The 16,305-nt window shown below is 66.7% G+C and carries 16 protein-coding genes and 1 other annotated feature; of the genes, 6 read left to right on the plus strand and 10 right to left on the minus strand.

Translation table 11 applies throughout. The annotated features are described in order from the left end of the window. Positions 1–31: 31 nt before the first annotated feature. The 3 genes from P5P27_RS09680 to aztA form a co-directional block, all read right to left on the minus strand. On the minus strand, positions 32–1,150 hold the full coding sequence (locus P5P27_RS09680) for a linear amide C-N hydrolase (RefSeq protein WP_278127357.1): 1,119 nt from the start codon (positions 1,148–1,150) through the stop codon (positions 32–34). A gap of 172 nt (positions 1,151–1,322) precedes the next feature. Then, positions 1,323–2,237, minus strand: a complete 915-nt coding sequence (metA, locus tag P5P27_RS09685; protein ID WP_045538208.1) for a homoserine O-acetyltransferase MetA — start codon at positions 2,235–2,237, stop codon at positions 1,323–1,325. A gap of 75 nt (positions 2,238–2,312) precedes the next feature. Continuing rightward, positions 2,313–2,945: a zinc ABC transporter ATP-binding protein AztA gene (gene aztA, locus P5P27_RS09690; RefSeq protein ID WP_278127358.1), complete on the minus strand. Its 633-nt coding sequence runs from the start codon at positions 2,943–2,945 to the stop codon at positions 2,313–2,315. Positions 2,946–2,993: 48 nt separating this feature from the next. Here aztA and aztB point away from each other — a divergent pair, with 48 nt between their 5' ends. Genes aztB through aztD form a run of 4 tightly spaced genes read left to right on the plus strand, consistent with a single transcriptional unit; the run spans position 2,994 to position 7,272 of the window. Then, positions 2,994–3,851: a zinc ABC transporter permease AztB gene (gene aztB / locus P5P27_RS09695; RefSeq protein ID WP_052692401.1), complete on the plus strand. Its 858-nt coding sequence runs from the start codon at positions 2,994–2,996 to the stop codon at positions 3,849–3,851. Between the two features lie 46 nt (positions 3,852–3,897). Next, positions 3,898–5,091, plus strand: coding sequence for a hypothetical protein (locus tag P5P27_RS09700; RefSeq protein WP_045538210.1), 1,194 nt, complete (start codon positions 3,898–3,900; stop codon positions 5,089–5,091). Continuing rightward, entirely contained in the window at positions 5,088–6,020 is a 933-nt protein-coding gene (aztC, locus tag P5P27_RS09705) for a zinc ABC transporter substrate-binding protein AztC (protein ID WP_278127359.1), read from the plus strand. Before P5P27_RS09700 ends, aztC begins: the two co-directional genes overlap by 4 nt. Positions 6,021–6,069: 49 nt before the next feature. Continuing rightward, positions 6,070–7,272 (plus strand): zinc metallochaperone AztD, encoded by a 1,203-nt coding sequence (gene aztD, locus P5P27_RS09710; RefSeq protein ID WP_006895005.1) that lies wholly within the window; start codon positions 6,070–6,072, stop codon positions 7,270–7,272. Positions 7,273–7,326: 54 nt separating this feature from the next. Here the strand turns inward: aztD and arsB are convergent, their stop codons facing one another. The 3 genes from arsB to P5P27_RS09725 form a co-directional block, all read right to left on the minus strand. Beyond that, positions 7,327–8,418 carry an ACR3 family arsenite efflux transporter gene (gene arsB / locus P5P27_RS09715; RefSeq protein ID WP_039866870.1) on the minus strand — a complete coding sequence of 364 codons (1,092 nt, stop codon included), beginning with the start codon at positions 8,416–8,418 and terminating at the stop codon, positions 7,327–7,329. After that, complete coding sequence (locus tag P5P27_RS09720; protein WP_045538211.1) at positions 8,415–8,798, minus strand: ArsR/SmtB family transcription factor; 384 nt, start codon at positions 8,796–8,798, stop codon at positions 8,415–8,417. Before P5P27_RS09720 ends, arsB begins: the two co-directional genes overlap by 4 nt. Positions 8,799–8,875: 77 nt before the next feature. Then, positions 8,876–9,418, minus strand: a complete 543-nt coding sequence (locus tag P5P27_RS09725) for an AAA family ATPase (protein WP_062367861.1) — start codon at positions 9,416–9,418, stop codon at positions 8,876–8,878. 131 nt (positions 9,419–9,549) lie between these two features. On the opposite strand from P5P27_RS09725, the gene P5P27_RS09730 reads away from it, so the two are divergent. After that, positions 9,550–11,481: an FUSC family protein gene (locus P5P27_RS09730; RefSeq protein ID WP_278127360.1), complete on the plus strand. Its 1,932-nt coding sequence runs from the start codon at positions 9,550–9,552 to the stop codon at positions 11,479–11,481. On the opposite strand, the gene P5P27_RS09735 is transcribed toward P5P27_RS09730, so the two are convergent. Continuing rightward, positions 11,453–12,013: a hypothetical protein gene (locus P5P27_RS09735; RefSeq protein WP_231875765.1), complete on the minus strand. Its 561-nt coding sequence runs from the start codon at positions 12,011–12,013 to the stop codon at positions 11,453–11,455. The two genes, P5P27_RS09730 and P5P27_RS09735, sit on opposite strands and share 29 nt — an antisense overlap. A 258-nt stretch (positions 12,014–12,271) precedes the next feature. Continuing rightward, on the minus strand, positions 12,272–12,739 hold the full coding sequence (locus tag P5P27_RS09740) for a GNAT family N-acetyltransferase (RefSeq protein WP_009681069.1): 468 nt from the start codon (positions 12,737–12,739) through the stop codon (positions 12,272–12,274). A gap of 48 nt (positions 12,740–12,787) precedes the next feature. Here P5P27_RS09740 and P5P27_RS09745 point away from each other — a divergent pair. Continuing rightward, positions 12,788–14,010 (plus strand): IS3 family transposase gene (locus P5P27_RS09745; RefSeq protein WP_085948520.1). Its coding sequence is split into 2 segments (ribosomal slippage): positions 12,788–13,067 and positions 13,067–14,010, totalling 1,224 coding nucleotides; the frame shifts between segments, so codons are not numbered across the junction. Further along, positions 13,057–13,190 (plus strand) — a sequence feature (AL1L pseudoknot). Its footprint overlaps the gene before it by 134 nt. A gap of 83 nt (positions 14,011–14,093) precedes the next feature. Here the strand turns inward: P5P27_RS09745 and P5P27_RS09750 are convergent. Together P5P27_RS09750 and P5P27_RS09755 are read right to left on the minus strand one after the other, a co-directional pair. Next, positions 14,094–15,515 carry an FAD-dependent oxidoreductase gene (locus P5P27_RS09750; RefSeq protein ID WP_278127361.1) on the minus strand — a complete coding sequence of 474 codons (1,422 nt, stop codon included), beginning with the start codon at positions 15,513–15,515 and terminating at the stop codon, positions 14,094–14,096. Between the two features lie 104 nt (positions 15,516–15,619). After that, positions 15,620–16,285 (minus strand): phosphatase, encoded by a 666-nt coding sequence (locus P5P27_RS09755; RefSeq protein WP_005206753.1) that lies wholly within the window; start codon positions 16,283–16,285, stop codon positions 15,620–15,622. Positions 16,286–16,305: the final 20 nt, after the last annotated feature.

Genomic DNA, 16,305 nt, shown 5'->3' on the forward strand with positions numbered 1-16,305 from the left:
CCGGACACAACCAGGGGGTTCGTCGAGATTCCTACTCTGAGGCGATGAACTCGGCGATCTTCGCCTCCACCTTCTCCTGGATCCGCTCCGCCCGCGTCTCCGCCGACTTGAGCGGATCGATGGTCTTCGTAGCCTCCGCTACGAGTTCGCCGATCAGCTCACTCTGCTTCACCGAGACGAGGTGAAACTTGCGGTGCTTCTTGAACTTCTTGGTGACGTTGCCGGAGAGGCCGTGTTCCACTTCGAGGTGGTCGACCAGGTTCAGCTTCCACTCACCCGAACCCTCACTGAAGTCGAGCTCCGCCAGATCGACCCAGACGGTGTTCGGCCGCGTGGTCGATTCGAAGACATAGCGGAGATTGGTCAGATCGATCACCACCTGCCAGAGGGTGGTGGAGGCGTCCGGCTTCCCCGGCTCGGGGTTCCGGAAGGGTTGCGCACAGTTCCGGATGATGCTGCCCATCGCGGCGACGGCTTCCAGCCGCGAGGACGGCCGCGGCTGATTCCGCACGTAGTACAGGGCACGTGCGAAGCGGTCCTCGGCGCGGCAGGTACCGGGGATCGGATCCTCACCGCCGAGTCCCTCGTACTTCTCGACGAGCTCGAGTTGCCGGTCGTACGACGGCGAGTTCGTCATCACCCAGTAATCCCTGCTGTGGAAGACGTTCAGCTTCCCGTCGATGTACTCGAAGATCACCGAGTCGCCGTCGGCGTCGTCGAGCGCGAGGTGGATCGCGGGCTTGCTGCCTCCGGTCGGGTCGGCCATCGGAACCACCTGGGGGTCGTTGGCCCGGGTCCACTCGACGGCCTCGGCCACGGTGGCGAAGTTGTCCAGGTAGTACTGCATCCACACGGACATGGCGAGCTGCGGGCGCGCCGGATCGGGCGTGCCGTAATCCGACTCCGCCAGCCACAGGACGTGTCCGGCCAGACCCTTCTCGTTGACCCCGTCGGCGGAGATGATGTCGTACACTCCGGCGACCACGCTGCCGTACTTCGCGGTCCACGAGAGGCCTCCGCCGACCCGGTCGTCGCGCTTCACACCGCGGGGGAGCTTCCAGAGGTTGGTGTGCAGATCGCGCGCGAAGTCCATGTTGCGTCCGACGACCACCGAACCACCCGCGTCCGGCCACATAACACGTGTACACATACGTCAATCGCTTTCGTCGCAGTTCAGGCGCGGTGAGCAGTGGGCTCAGGCGTCACTGTCAGCCTAAGGTGCCCCCGCGGGGTCCGCGTCGCGCAAGGCCGTGGCGGCACGGATCAGTCCGGTTTCTGCACGGAGCGGAGCCCCTGCGCCGAAGTCGGCGATCGATCGGGTCTCAGACGCCGTTCGGATCGAACGGCGTCTCCTGGTAGACGCAGTAGTTGAGCCAGTTGGTGTACAGGAGGTGACCGTGTCCGCGCCAGCGGTTGAGCGGGAGCGCGGTCGGGTCGTCGCCCGGGAAGTAATGTGCGGGCACCGCGACGTCGCTCTGCTGGTCACTGTCGCGCCGATACTCGCGGGCCAGCGTGTCCGCGTCGTACTCGGGATGCCCGGTGACGAAGACCTCGCGGCCGTCGGGAGTGGCCGCCAGGAAGACGCCTGCCTCGTCGCTCACGGCCAGCACCTCGACCGCACCGGTCGCCTCGATGTCACGGGCGTGGACATCGGTGTGCCGGGAATGCGGGGCCAGGAACTCCTCGTCGAAACCTGTGACGAGCGGCGACTTCGCGCCGGTGAGGCGATGGGTGAACACGCCGGAGATCTTCTGGCGCACTTCGTACTTGCCGACCCCGTAGTGCCGGTAGAGCGCAGCCTGCGCGCCCCAGCAGATGTGCAGCGTCGACTGCACGTTGCTGCGTGTCCAATCCAGGATTCTGGTCATCTCGGGCCAGTAGTCGACGTCCTCGAAGTCGAGCCTCTCGATCGGGGCCCCGGTGACGATCAATCCGTCGAAGTGCTTGTCTGCCACATCGTCGAAGGTCGAATAGAACGACTCGAGATGACCGGGCGGCGTGTTCCGCGAGACGTGGCTGGACATGTGCAGCAAGGTGATCTCGACCTGCAGCGGGCTGTTGCTCAGCAGTCTCAGCAACTGTGTCTCGGTCGCGACCTTCATCGGCATCAGATTCAAGATCGCGATCCGCATCGGGCGGATGTCCTGATGCCCCGCGCGCTCGTCGGACATGACGAAGACCTTCTCCGCCTCCAGGACGGCCCGGGCGGGGAGATCGTGCGGCACTGTGACGGGCATAGCCGATAAGTCTAGTCTGGATGCCCGTGGCGCGCCCCGGACCGGTGCGGGAGCCGACCGCGCCGGCCCCGACGGTCATCGCGACATCGACGGGCTCGCGAGCTCGATGACCGTGTCGGCGAATCGAATCTCGTCGCGATCATGCGACGCCACGACCACCGTCTTACCGGCGTCCGCGTGTTCCCGCAGCAGGGTGCAGAGGAGCTCTCGCGTCCCGGCGTCCAGCGCCGTCGAGGGCTCGTCGAGGAGATAGAGATCAGCCGGCTGAACCAGCGTCTGCGCGATCAACACCCGCTGGCGCTGCCCACCCGAGAGGTCGCGCATCCGGGACTCCCGCAACGGCGTCATGCCGACTCGTTCGATCATCTCCTCTGCCGCGCGCCGCTCACGCCGTGCCGTCGGGCGCCAGCACGGAACCTGTCCGAAGGTCCCGATTCGCACGCAGTCCCGGACGGTCAACGGCAGGCCGTCGATGTGCTCGCTGCGCTGTGTCAGCAGAGCGGGGCGTCGCGGTCGGGGCGTGATCTCGCCGGCGTCCGGTGTGCGCACTCCGGCGATCAGCTCCAGCAGCGTGCTCTTGCCCGTGCCGTTGGCGCCGACGAGGGCGGTGACCGCCCCCGGCTGCAGAGTCGTCGTCAGATTCTCGAGGACCGTCGTCGCGCCATATCTGAAGCTCAGCCCACGCACGGTGTAGCCGGTGGCAGTCAATCGGGACCCCTTCGAGTTAATGACATTGATAACCGTTACTGTTAACGCGTGATCCCAACGATACTGGAGCCGTTCTCGGTCGCGTTCATGGCGCGCGCGCTGTGGGCCGGCGTGGTGCTGTCGGCGCTGTGCGCACTCGTCGGGGTGTGGGTGATCGCCCGCGGCATGACCTTCCTCGGCGAGGCGATGGGACACGCCATGCTTCCCGGGGTCGCGGTCGCGGCGCTGACGGGGGTCGACCTGATCGTCGGCGCGGCGGCGAGCGCGGTGGTGATGGTGCTCGGGGTCGAGTCCATGCGCACCCACCGCGACTTCGGCCGGGACACGAGCATCGGCTTGCTGTTCGTCGGACTGCTGGCGGTCGGGGTCATCATCGTCTCGCACTCCTCGTCGTTCGCGACCGACCTGACCGGCTTCCTATTCGGTGACGTGCTGGCCGTCGACGACGGCGACCTCGTGCGGCTGTGCGTACTCGTCGCGGCGGTCCTGGCGGTGACAACGCTGTCCTACCGGGGATTCCTCGCGGTGACCTTCGATGTCCGCAAGGCGCGCACGCTCGGTCTGCGGCCGACCGCGACCAATCTGCTGATGGTCCTGACACTCGCCGTCGCGATGGCGGGCGCCTTCAGCGTGGTCGGCACCCTGCTGGCCTTCGGCATGCTGGTGGCGCCGTCGGCGTCCGCACTGCTGATCGTGCGCCGGGTTCCCGCGGCCATGCTCGTGGCGTTCGGATTCGGCGCCCTCGCCACTTTCGTCGGGCTGCTCGTCTCCTGGCATCGGGCCACGGCGGCCGGTGCCACCATCGCCGCGACCGCGGTCGTCCTGTTCTTCCTCACCCTCGCACTCCGCACCATCGGACGCGCGGTGCTGCGGCGTGCCCGTGGCATCGCCGACCCGACGACATGAAAGGCGAACACTTTTGCCCAATCGAACGCGAACAGTCCGAACAGCGATGACGGCGCTCGCGACGTCGACTGTCATCCTGGCCGCCGGCTGCGGCGCCGACGAACCGGCTCCGCAGAACGGGTCAGCCGGCAGCGACCGCCCGCACGGCTACGTCGAAGGAGCCAAAGAGAAGTCCGAACCCCAGATCGCGCTCGCCGTCGCCGCCCGGAACGGGAAGAAGCTGAGCTTCCTCGACCCGGCGGAGGAGAGCACCGTGACGGTGGACCTGACCACGGAGGCGCAGCGCCTGGACGAGGACGGCCGTTTCGTCTACGTGATCGACGGCGACACCCTGGAAGTGGTGGACAGCGGCGGCTGGACCGTCGATCACGGCGATCACGTTCACTACTACCGGGCGACGACCGAGCCGCTCGGCACGCTGACCGTGCCCGCGGCCGTCACGACCGTGTCGGGAGCGGACGAGATCACCGCGGTGGGCGCGCGCGGAGGCTCGGTGACCGTGCTGGACCGGCGGGGTCTGGAGAACGGTTCGGCCCCGCGCCCGATCTCGACCATCGACACCCGCAGCAGTGCGGGTTTCGCCGTGCCCTACGCAGATGGCCTGGTGCTGGGCTTGGGCGACGGTCCGGACCGCCCCGCCTCAAGAGTCGTCTTCACCGATCGGGACGGAAATCCCCGCCGACCGGCCCAGCCCTGCGTCGACCCGCAGGGCCCGGCGCTGCTGCGCAACGCGGTCGCGGTGTCCTGCGCCGAGGCGATCATCCTCTTCACCGACAGGGGCGGCGAGGTCGCCGCACAGGTACTCGACTACGGACGCAGGGGACCGCGGGCGGGTGCGTTCGGCGTTCGGCCACGCAGCAACCGGGCCGTCGCGGCCACCGCGGCCGGCTCGTGGCTGCTCGACTCCTCGGCAGGGTCGCTTCGGTGGGTGCCCTCGGCCGACCGGCTGTCCGCCGCTCTGGCCCCGGGGCGCGACGAGACGCTGATCGTGCTCACCGACGACGGTGAACTGCGCACCCTGGCCGTCGACCCCGCAACCGGCGCCGGGCGGCCGGTCGCGACGGCCGGTGCGTCTGCGGGCATGGCCGGGAAGGTGCTGACCGCCGACACCGGCCGGGCGTACCTCTCCGAGCCCACGGCCCGAGCCGTTCACGAGTTCGACTACGGCGACTCCCTGCGCAGGACACGCACCCTCCCGGTCGACGTCGAGCCCGAGCTCATGGTCGAGGTCGGTCGATGACGCCGCCGCGTCGCCTCGTGGCGACACTGCTCGCAGCGGTGATCGGGACCCTGCTCGGGACAGTGGCGCTCACCGGCTGCGGCATCGCGCACGACGACCAGCCGCAGGTGGTGGCGACCACCAACATTCTGGGTGACGTCGTCGGTCGGCTGGTGGGTGATCAGGCGACGGTGATGACCCTGATGAAGCCGAACGCGGACCCGCATTCGTTCGCCGTCTCGGCCCGCGAGGCGGGCGCCATGCGCAATGCGGACCTGATCGTCTACAACGGGCTGGGCCTGGAAGAAGGCATCGAGCATCATGTGCGCGCCGCGCACGGCGACGGGGTCCCGATCGTCGAAGCCGGCGGGGCCGCCCGACCGATCACGTTCCGCACCGGTGAGACCTCCGGAGCCGCGGACCCGCACTTCTGGACCGACCCGACCCGGATGCGCGACGCGGTCCGTGCCGTCTCGCACCGGCTCGCGGAGATCGATGGCGTCGACCGGGCCCGGCTGAGCGCGAACACCGAGGCGTATCTCTCGGAGCTGAACGATCTGGACGAGTGGATGCGCGGGCTCTTCGCGGCGATTCCCCAGGATCGCCGCAAGCTGGTGACGAATCACCACGTATTCGGCTATCTCGCTGATCGCTACGGCTTCGAGGTGATCGGCGCCGTCGTGCCGAGCGGTACCACCCTCGCGTCGCCGAGCAGCTCCGACCTGGCATCGCTCGCGACGGCCATCCGGACCACCGCGGTGTCGGCGATCTTCGTCGACACGTCCCAGCCCGACCGCCTCGCGAAGGCCCTCGCAGCCGAGACCCGGACGGCGGTCGCCATCGTTCCGCTGTACTCGGAGTCTCTCGACGAGCGGGGCACCGAGGCAGACAGCTACATCGCCATGATGCGAACCAACGCTTCTCGTATCAGTTCAGGTCTGTCGCGTTGACCCGTCCCGGGCCTCGACGGACACCCATGTGAATGAAAGGTGACAGTGAATGATGCTCAGCAACCGAGAGTGGGTGCGGCACAGCAGGGTAGTGCTCACGCTGGCGGCCGCGGCCGCCCTCACGATGACCGCGTGCTCGTCGGCCGATGACGAGTCGGCGTCGTCGAGCACGCCTCCCGACGGAACCGAAGTCGCCGAACCGATCGCCGTCACCTACGACGGAGGCATCGCGCTCCTCGACGGCACCAGCCTCGACGTGGTGAGCAAGGTTCCGATGGACGGATTCACTCGCGTCAATCCGGCGGGAGACGACGACCATCTCATCGTCTCCGACGAGAAGGGGTTCACGGTGATGGACGCCTCCCATGCCGAATTGACCGATCTCGTCTATCCCGGGGAGAAGCCGGGTCACGTCGTGCTGCACGGCGGTAAGACCGTGCTGTTCACCGACTCCACGGGGTCGGCGCTCTCGTTCGATCCGCACGAACTGTCGGACGGCGCACCGACCACACGCGAATACACGAGTGCGAGTCCGCATCACGGCGTCGCCGTGGAACTCACCGACGGGACTATCGTCGCCTCGGTGGGCGACGAGGAGAACCGGCGCGGAGCGCGGGCCGTCGACGCGCAGGGCAGACAGATCGCTCACAGTGATCAGTGCCCGGGAGTCCACGGCGAGGCGGTGGCGTCCGGGGAGGTGGTCGGGCTCGGCTGCAAGGACGGGGTCCTCCTGTTCAAGAACGGCGCGTTCGTGAAGGTGCCCTCCGTCGATCCGGAGTACGGCGCCACGTCCACTCAGGTCGGCAGCGACGCGTCGCCGGTGCTCGTCGGCGACTACAAGACCGACCCGGATGCCGAGCGCGAATTCCCCACGCAGTTCGCTCTGATCGATACCGCTGCCCAGAAGCAGCGGTTGGTCCAGATGCCGGGCGGCGCCAGTTACAGCTTCCGCTCGCTCGGCCGTGGACCCGGCGGCGAAGCTCTGATCCTGGGCACCGACGGACATCTGCATGTCTTCGACGTCGTCTCCGGCGCGAACGTCAAGTCGATTCCGGTCGTCGGCAAGTGGCAGGAACCGATGGACTGGCAGGAGCCGCGGCCGTCCCTGTTCGTCCGTGACGACACCGCCTATGTGACCGATCCCGCGACGAAGACGATCAAGCGGGTGTCGTTGTCCACCGGCACGGTGAGTGCCGAGGCGTCGCTCGACGTGACACCGAACGAGATCAGCGGAACCCTCCACAAGCACTGACCGTGGTGTGAGGCTCGGCGCCCCGGCTGTTCCGGTCTCGGAACAGCCGGGGCCTCAAGCGTTTTCGGCTTCGTCTCCGTCCCCGGGAGCGTCGGCGGCGAACCGTCTGCGCAGTGCGAGAGACACGTACACGAGCGCGACGAGGACCGGGACCTCGATCAGCGGGCCGACGACGCCCGCAAGAGCTTGGCCCGATGTGGCGCCGTACGTGCCGATGGCCACCGCGATGGCGAGCTCGAAATTGTTGCCTGCCGCGGTGAAGGCCAGAGTGGTGGTCCGCGCGTACCCCAGTCGCATGGCCGCGCCGAGAAGGTAGCCGCCGCCCCACATGATCGCGAAGTAGGCCAGCAGCGGCAGGGCGATCCGAGCGACGTCCCACGGCTTGGAGGTGATCTGGTCGCCTTGGAGGGCGAAGAGGATCACGATCGTGAACAGCAGACCGTAGAGAGCCCACGGTCCGGCCTTCGGGAGAAAGGACTCCTCGTACCACTGACGACCTCGTCGGCGTTCGCCGATCCGGCGAGAGAGGTAGCCGGCCACCAGCGGGATGCCGAGGAATACCAGAACCGATTGAGCGATCTGCCACGGCGAGCTGTCGATTCGCGTCTGCGGCAGTCCGAGCCAGCCGGGTAGGACCGACAGATAGAACCAACCGAGCACAGCGAACATGACCACTTGGAACACCGAGTTGATCGCGACCAGGACCGCGGCGGCTTCGCGGTCGCCGCACGCGAGGTCGTTCCAGATGATCACCATGGCGATGCAGCGCGCCAGGCCGACGATGATCAGGCCGGTGCGGTATTCGGGGAGGTCGGGCAGCATCAGCCACGCGAGGGCGAACATCAACGCCGGCCCGGCCACCCAGTTGAGGAGCAGCGAGGCGACGAGGAGCTTGCGATCGCCGGTCACGGTGTCGAGCCGGTCGTAGCGGACCTTGGCCAGCACCGGATACATCATGATCAGCAGTCCGACAGCGATCGGCAGGGACACGCCGTCGATCTGTATCTTCTCGATAACCGTGCCGAGCCCCGGGACCGCGCGGCCGAGCAACAACCCCGCGGCCATGGCCGCCCCGATCCAGATCGGCAGAAAGCGATCGAGTCCGGAGAGCCGTGCGGCCACCGGTTCCGTAGAGGTGCCGGTCATGACGCGCACGGGGTGCCGGTGGGCTGGTCCACCGGAGAGAGGACCGCGGTAAGCGTCGCCAGCGCTTCGGGGACGACGCGGTAGTACACCCAGGAGGCGCGGCGCTCGGATGCCACGAGGCCGGCCGCCTTGAGCACCTTGAGGTGATGCGAGATCGTCGGCTGCGCGACATCGACGGCGGGGGAGATGTCACAGACGCACGCTTCGCCGCCGGCGTGGCTGGCGATCAAGCTGAAGAGGCGCAACCGTATCGGGTCGGCGAGCGCCTTGAACACCGACGACACCTCGCCGGCGTCCTCGACGCAAAGCGGCTCGCGGACGAGAGGGGAGCACCGCTGCATCGTTCCGGTCCCGACGGCGGCCGTTGACTGATTCGACATACTTCGATATTGACGTCCATCGATACTGTGGGCAAGTCGGGTGAGCGCTCCCCGGAAGCTCCGGCCGGGCCGACCGATCAACCACGCAGACCGAGCTCAGCGAGAATCAACTCGGCGCGCTCGGCGACGCCCACTTTCGGCAGGACGGTGACGCTGTAACCGAGTTCGTCGTACCTGCGCAGTAGACGGCCGTATTCACTGACTGCCTCGTCGAGCCCCAACTGCCGTTCGTCGTCCGCTGCGTACAGCTCTGGCCATGGCGGTGTCATGAACACCCGCGCGTGATAGCTCTGCAACTCCTCGATCGAACACGCTGATCGGCCCGCGTAGTGACGCAACGCGGTGTCGGCGTCGACCAGCCCGCGATCGAAGAAGGTCCACCGGTCGGCGACGACGTCCTCGCGATCCCAGCGCGCGAGGTCGATGCACGCTCGCGCGAACCGGTCTGCGTCCTCCCACGGCAAGGCGTGCCCGCCGGTGCGGAGTTCTTGCCGGACGATTCGGCGACCGGGCTCGTCGACTGTGCGGTATCCGTGAGCCGCCAGATGCTCGAGCACGGTGGATTTGCCTCCACCCGAGCACCCCGACAGAACCACTGCGCGCGATTGACGGCCGTACATGTCTTCTCCTCTGCTCTGAATTCGCTTGGACTTCGTCTCGGCACGGAACGGAGTCCGCCATGGCACTGAAGGGTCTGACACCACCGATAGAGTCAGTTCACACCCCGTGCTGCTCGGCACAAGGAGTCCCGGTGCTGTCCCCGATGCGTTCGCTCGCCGACGATCCTCGATGGTCCTGGATGCGCGAAACCGTACGCGTTCGTCCGGCGGAATTCCCCGTGGGACATGCGATCCGGTCCGGAGCGGCGGTCGGCGTGCCGTTCATCGTCGGAGCGCTCACCGACCACATCGTCACCGGGATGTGGATCGGTCTGGCCTGTCTGCTTCTCGCAGCGGGCGAGCGCGAAGGAACCTACCGGCTGAACTTCACGATCATCGCGGTATCGACACCGATCGCGGCGGCCGGATACATCCTCGGATACTCGCAGGACATGCCACTCGTCGCGCTCGCCGTCCTCATGGCGATGCTCGCACTCCTGATGGGTCTGCTGGCAGGACTCGGGCCTGCTTTCTCGGTGGGCGGAATGCAGTTCTTGCTCACCTCTTCGATCGCGATCGGTGTCGACGGGATTCACAATTGGTGGGTGCCGCTGGGGCTGTACTGCGCCGGCGCAGCGCTCTATGCCGTACTGCTCGGGCTGGAGGCGCTGATCGTCCCAGACCGACCGCAGCGCAAAGGGCTACAACCGCTCTTGGAAGCTCTGGCGGAACTCGCCCGGGCTCGGCACGGCGATCTGCTGGTCGGGGGCGCGCAGACCACGGATGCACGTATCCGCACCGACGCCGCCTACTATGCCGCGCGTGACCGACTTGCGGAACTCCCGCTGCGCCGGCGCACGAGGTGGTGGTCGCTCACTGACGACGTCCTCGACGCAGCGGAGGGGGTTCAGGCTCTTCTGGTCGGCGAAGAGGACCCGGACGTCGCGGAGGCCGCTGCGCGACGCCTCGAAGCGTTTGCCGACGGCATCACCCGCCACGAGTCGATCTCGACACCGGTGCCGGTGCGCACCGACGGCGCGTCGGCGCTCACGCTGCGCATCGACCGGTTGCAGGACGCGCTGACCGCACCGCAGCGCACAGAGGCGCGTCGCCCGGTCACGCCGGTCTCGGCGACGATCGATTCCGAGGTGATCCGCGCTGCGGTCAGGCTGGCACTGTGCTTCGGTATCGCCGTCGGGGCCAAGTGGTACTTCCCGTTCAGTCACTGGTTCTGGGTGCCGCTGACGGTCTGTCTCGTGATGAAACCGGACTTCGGTTCGGTGTTCTCGCGCGCGATCCTGCGTATCATCGGGACTCTCATCGGTGCCGGCGTTGCCACCGTGATCATCGTGCTGGTACCGAAGGGCGTCGGCTTCGGCATCGCCATCCTGCTGATCTCCGTGTTCATTCCGTGGCTGATGATGCGCTCGTACTCTCTACAGGCAGTCGCCATCACGCCGGTGGTGATTCTTCTCGTCGCCGCGATCACTCCCGCAGAACAGGACAACTACTCTGCACAACGCATCGCGGCGACCGCCATCGGCGGAGCTGTTGTCATCGTCTTCGGCTACCTTCTCTGGCCGCACTCCAGGAGAGTGTGGGTGCACCAGGTCTTCGCCGAAGCGATGGGATCCATCGCGACCGAACTGACCTATGCCGGAACTCCGATTCCGCGTGACGATGCGGGTCCTGTCGGACGACGGCACGACGGCGTTGTCCGTGCTCGACGTGCGGCCGCCGCCTCGCTCACCGAGCTGAGCGCTCGGCTCCACCGAGCGCTGGCTGAGCCACCGCCGAGCGACGCCGTGGCCGCGGCCTGGTTGCCGGCCGTCGATGCGGCGCAGCAGTTGGCCGACGAGGTCGCCCGGTACGCCGCCGACAGGCTCTCCAACCGTGCGCCGGCGAATCCCGACGGTGCACGCGATGTCGCCGACGCCGTCCGAGCCGCCGGGCGGATCCCAGAACAGGGGAGCGACCCCCGCGCCAGTGCTGTCGATCAGCAGAATCTGCGTACAGGCGACGGTCTGGGTGCGATTGTCGACAGACTCGCTGAAGTCATGGGGCTGGTTCCGCACGGACGCTGACCCGGTCGCTGTCCGTCATGAGACGTTCGTCTAAGTCGCACGATGCTCGGTCATCGAGAGACACCCGTGCAATCGGGAACGCGATCGCGGCGATCACGAGCAGTCCTGAACACGCTCGGGGCGACAGTCTCGTGTGCCACAACATCATTCCGAGTAGCAGGAGTGCGAGCGGGAACGTCGGTCCCGCCAGTAGGAACATCACCGTACCAGCCGCCGGGTAGCCGTCGAATGCCGCGAGAGCGGATGCGTCGTCGACTCCGAACACGTCCTCGAAGAACCCCTGCAACCCGAACGCGACTGTCCCGAACATGCCGATCAGCACCAGCAGGAGCCACAGTCCGGCCGCCAGAGGAAGTCGCGAGCGTACCCGGTCGTACTGGCCGATGAGTCCGAACACCCACGGCACCGTCGACACTGCGATCAGCATGCCGCCCACCGCGCCGTAGTGTCCGTCCTTCCAGAATGCCGGCGACAGTGCGAACAGTGCCGGCCCGATAACCAGCCCGAGGTCGTTCAATCGGGACACCCGCATGCGGCCAGCGTAGCCGCCATGGGCGTTGTGCAAGCGGGCATCGCGTGGCTTGATGGACCAGCCGTCGTACGACCTCCCGAAAGAAGATGGGCAGGAGGGTATTAGAGGTCCACTCGGCTTCGAAGTCCGACCCGTAAGTGCCAAGCCGGATGTTGACTCGTGTCGTATGGGCTGCCGGATTCTACTGGATACCCTGCGTATCACTTCGATGCGTATTGCTGTGGTTGGTGCGCTCGAAATTGCGCGTATCCGGCGATGTTAGGCGTTGCTGCGGCGTTCGATGAGGACGACGTCTCGCCAGTGGCCGTTGTGTTGGCCGATGCGTTCTCGTGTTCCGACGGTGCGGAATCCGTGGGCGTGGTGCAGTGCGAGGCTGGCGTGGTTCTCGGGGAAGATTCCTGTTTCGATGGTCCACACTCCTGCGGTTTCGGTGGAGTCGATGAGCGCTTGTAGGAGTGCGGTGCCGACGCCCTTGCCGGAGTGGTTGGGGTCGACGTACACACTGTGTTCGATGACGCCGGTGTAGACGCACAGGCTCGATGCCGGTGATGCGGCGATCCATCCGGTGACGTTGCCGTTGGGGTCGAGGGCAACGAATCGGTGGTCGGGTAGGTGATCGCGGTCGAAGTCGGGCCAGGTTGGGGCGGCGGTCGCGAAGGTTGCGTTGCCGGTGTCGATGCCGGCTTGGTAGATCGCGAGGACTTGGGGTCCGTGTTCGGGCGCCATTGAAGCGCCCTGGGTTCCGTTCCGAGTCTCAGCAAGGAGAATCGGAGTATGCCCAAGAAGTTCAGTCCAGAGCTGCGTGAGCGTGCCGTGCGCATGGTCTACGACCGCCAAGCCCGCGAGGGCGGCCCTCGCGCAGCATCGATCCGTGCCGTCGCGCCGCAGCTCGGTGTCGGCACAGAGACGCTGCGGATCTGGTGCAATCGCTACGGCGCCACCGAGCCGGTCGGACCGGGAGAGCCGCTCGAGGAGGAGAATCGCCGTCTCCGGCGGGAGCTCGCCGAGGCGCGACGTGCGAACGAGATCCTGAAGGCCGCCTCAGCGTTTTTCGCAGCGGAACTCGACCGCCCCACGACGAAATGATCGCGTTCGTCGACATGCATCGCGAGAAGTTCGGGGTCGAGGCCATCTGCCGCATCCTCAGTGCGACAGAATGTGGGTTCATCACCTCCCGCGGATACCGCGCTGCCAAGAACAGGCCGGCCTCCGCTCGCAGCGTTCGGGACGAGATGCTGGCGGAGGAGGTGCAGCGGATTCATCAGGCGAACTACAGCGTCTATGGGGTCCGGAAGATGTGGCACGCAATGCGCCACGCAGGATGGAACGTCGGTCGCGACCAGGTCGCGAGGCTGATGAAGATCGCCGGCCTGCAGGGCGTTCGCCGAGGTCGAAAGCCCGTCACCACCTGCTCCGCAGACGGAGATGACCAGCGCCCGGACCTCGTTGAACGGCGGTTCGTCGCGGATCGACCGCAGCAGCTTTGGGTCGCCGACATCACCTACGTCCGGATGCTCTCCGGGTTCTGCTACGTCGCATTCGTTACCGATGTCTTCAGTCGCAGAATTGTCGGCTGGGCGGTCGCGCCCACGCTCCACACGGAGTCTCTGCCATTGCTCGCACTGGAGCATGCACTGCAGTCCACCGGGGTGAGCAGGAACGAAAGCGGATTGATCCACCATTCCGACAGGGGTAGTCAATACGTTTCGCTCGCCTATTCGGACGCTCTGCTCGCCGCGGGAGTTACGGCTTCAGTAGGTACCGTCGGCGATAGCTACGATAACGCGCTGGCCGAGACAGTGAACGGCCTATACAAGGCGGAGTTGATCTACTCCAAGCGGATCTGGGAGTCAGTCAGCGAGGTTGAGCTCGCCACGATGGGCTGGGTCCACTGGTGGAACACCTCCCGGCTCCACGAAGCTCTCGGCTACCGCACCCCGGCGAACGTCGAAGCGACCTACACTCACACCACGACGACCGCGCCCGCGACCGTGTAACCACGGAACGAAACCCAGGGCGCTTCACATTGGTGCGATGACCGCGCGTGTTGTGTGGGGCTCGGAGGGGTTGCTGCTGGTGGTCACTGGTTTGGGTTCAGTTCGCTGCGCTGGGCGTGCAGGCGGTGTTCGTGTACCCAGTTGTGGGCGGCGATTTGGACGGCGTCCCATGGTGATCCCAGGGGTGGGGTGTAGGACAGGTCGAGTTCGCTGAGCGCTTCGACGGTCATGCCGTGGTGCAGGGCTGTGGCGTAGGTGTCGATCCGTTTGGCGATTTCGGCGGTGCGGTGGCCGATGAGTTGGGCTCCGAGCAGTGTGCCGGTCTTGTGGTCTGCGGTGATGCGGATGTTGATGGGGGTGGCGCCTGGGTAGTAGGCCTTGTGGTCGTCGGGTGTCGAGGTGGTCGATACTGGTGTCCAGCCGCGGTCGGCTGTGAGGGCTTCGGCTTCTTTGAGGCCGGTGCGGGCGGCGACGAGGTCGAAGATTTTGACGACTTGGGTTCCGAGGGAGCCGGTGTAGCGGGCGGTGCCGCCGAGGGCGTTTTCGCCCGCGACGCGGCCCTGCTTGTGTGCGGTTGTTCCGAGTGGGAGCCAGGTGATGCCGAGTTGGCGGTGGTGGGTGTGGACGGCGTCGCCGGCGGCGAAGACGTCCGGCAGGTTGGTGCGCATCTGTTCGTCGACTGCGATGGTGTTCTTGATTCCGAGGTTGGCGCCGGCGGCGGCGGCGAGGTCGGTGTCGGGGCGCACGCCGACCACGACGAGCACGAGGTCGGCGGTGAGGTGGTCGGTGTGGCCGTCATTCGCGGTGGTGACGGTCAGGTCGCCGTTGTCGGCGCGGTCGATGGCGGTGACCAGGGTGTTGGTGCGTACGTCGACTCGGTTGCGGACCAGTTCGTTGTGGACGAGGGTGCCGAGTTCTGGTTCGACGGTGGGGAGGACTTCGGGGAGGGCTTCGATCTGGGTGACGGCTAGGCCTCGGGTGGTGAGCCCTTCGGCCATCTCCAGGCCTATGTAGCCGGCGCCGATGATGATCGCGGTCTTCGGGTCGGTGGTGGTCAGGGTGTTCATGACGGCGAAGGTGTCGCCCATCGAGTGCAGGAGGTGAACGCCGTCGTCAGGGCCTAGTTGGTCGAGGCCGGTGATCGGTGGCCGCACTGAGACCGCGCCGGTCCCGACGATGAGAGCGTCATAGTCGAGGTCTCGTGAGACGCCGTCGGGCCCGGTGACGGTGAGGCGGTGCCCGGCGGTGTCGATCGCGGTGGCCCGGGTGTCGGTATGAACGGTCATGCCGGTGGCGGCGAGGTCGGCGGCGGTGCGGTGGGCGAGGTTGCTCCAGTGCGTGACTTCGCCGGAGACGTAGTACGGGATGCCGCAGATGGAGAAGTTCGGGTAGGCGTCGGCGACGACGACGGTGACCTCGCTGGTTGGGTCGAGCTCGCGAGCCCGCAGTGCGGCGGAGATTCCGGCGTCTGATCCGCCGATTGCGATGATCTTGCGTGCAGGCATGGGTGTCGGTTCCTTCCGAAGGGACACGGGTATGTGAGGTAGAGCAGGGCGCCGCGCTGTTGGGAGAAGTCGCGGGAGCGTGCGGGCAGGCCGATCAGCGGCGGTCAGGTAGTGGCAGGTAGGAGCTCGGCGAGGAGGTTGCGGACGCGGTAGTTGAGGTCGTCGCGGATCAGACGAACGGTCTCGATGGGGTGGTTGTCGGGGTCGGCGACTTGCCAGTCCAGGTACCGCTTGCCCGGGTAGATCGGGCAGGCGTCGCCGCAGCCCATGGAGATCACGACGTCCGCGGCCGCGACCACATCGTCGGTGAGCGGCTTGGGGAACTTGGCGGCGAGATCAAGGCCGATCTCTGTCATGGCTAGCTCGACGATCGGGTTGATGTCCGCCGCGGGTAGAGACCCGGCTGAACGTACGTGCACTCGTCCTGCCGCGTGGTGGGTCAGGAGCGCGGCGGCCATCTGTGAGCGGCCAGCGTTGTGGACGCAGATGAACAGCACTTCGGGCACGGTCGTGGTGGTTGCGCCGGTGGACTGCGCTAGGGCGGCGAGGCGTTCTGCGGCGAACCTGCCTGTCAGGGTCACCAGGTGAGTGTGGATGCGGGAGGTGCGCCGCAGCGCGGTGTAGGACTCGAATACGACCCGTTCGACGGTCTGTTCGGACACGATCCCTCGGTACTGGGCGGCGAGCCTCTCCGCGGTTCGCGATAGCAGGGCTTGGGGCATCAGCAGATCTGGTGTCCCGGCTGATTCGGTCGTGGCGTCGGCGTTCATCAGGCTTCACCCCGGTTCGT

The sequence above is a fragment of the Gordonia sihwensis genome, from assembly GCF_029632925.1.
GTDB lineage: Bacteria > Actinomycetota > Actinomycetes > Mycobacteriales > Mycobacteriaceae > Gordonia > Gordonia sihwensis.

Excerpts from the sequence above, each read along its gene's own strand:
- P5P27_RS09740 (WP_009681069.1), bottom strand. The coding sequence starts at position 12,739 with ATGGCGCCCGAACACGGACCCCAAGTCCTCGCGATCTACCAAGCCGGC.
- P5P27_RS09750 (WP_278127361.1), bottom strand. The coding sequence starts at position 15,515 with ATGCCTGCACGCAAGATCATCGCAATCGGCGGATCAGACGCCGGAATC.
- P5P27_RS09755 (WP_005206753.1), bottom strand. The coding sequence starts at position 16,285 with ATGAACGCCGACGCCACGACCGAATCAGCCGGGACACCAGATCTGCTG.
- P5P27_RS09725 (WP_062367861.1), bottom strand. The coding sequence starts at position 9,418 with ATGTACGGCCGTCAATCGCGCGCAGTGGTTCTGTCGGGGTGCTCGGGT.
- aztC (WP_278127359.1), top strand. The coding sequence starts at position 5,088 with ATGACGCCGCCGCGTCGCCTCGTGGCGACACTGCTCGCAGCGGTGATC.
- P5P27_RS09680 (WP_278127357.1), bottom strand. The coding sequence starts at position 1,150 with ATGTGTACACGTGTTATGTGGCCGGACGCGGGTGGTTCGGTGGTCGTC.
- P5P27_RS09720 (WP_045538211.1), bottom strand. The coding sequence starts at position 8,798 with ATGTCGAATCAGTCAACGGCCGCCGTCGGGACCGGAACGATGCAGCGG.
- aztD (WP_006895005.1), top strand. The coding sequence starts at position 6,070 with ATGATGCTCAGCAACCGAGAGTGGGTGCGGCACAGCAGGGTAGTGCTC.
- arsB (WP_039866870.1), bottom strand. The coding sequence starts at position 8,418 with ATGACCGGCACCTCTACGGAACCGGTGGCCGCACGGCTCTCCGGACTC.
- metA (WP_045538208.1), bottom strand. The coding sequence starts at position 2,237 with ATGCCCGTCACAGTGCCGCACGATCTCCCCGCCCGGGCCGTCCTGGAG.
- P5P27_RS09735 (WP_231875765.1), bottom strand. The coding sequence starts at position 12,013 with ATGCGGGTGTCCCGATTGAACGACCTCGGGCTGGTTATCGGGCCGGCA.
- P5P27_RS09700 (WP_045538210.1), top strand. The coding sequence starts at position 3,898 with ATGACGGCGCTCGCGACGTCGACTGTCATCCTGGCCGCCGGCTGCGGC.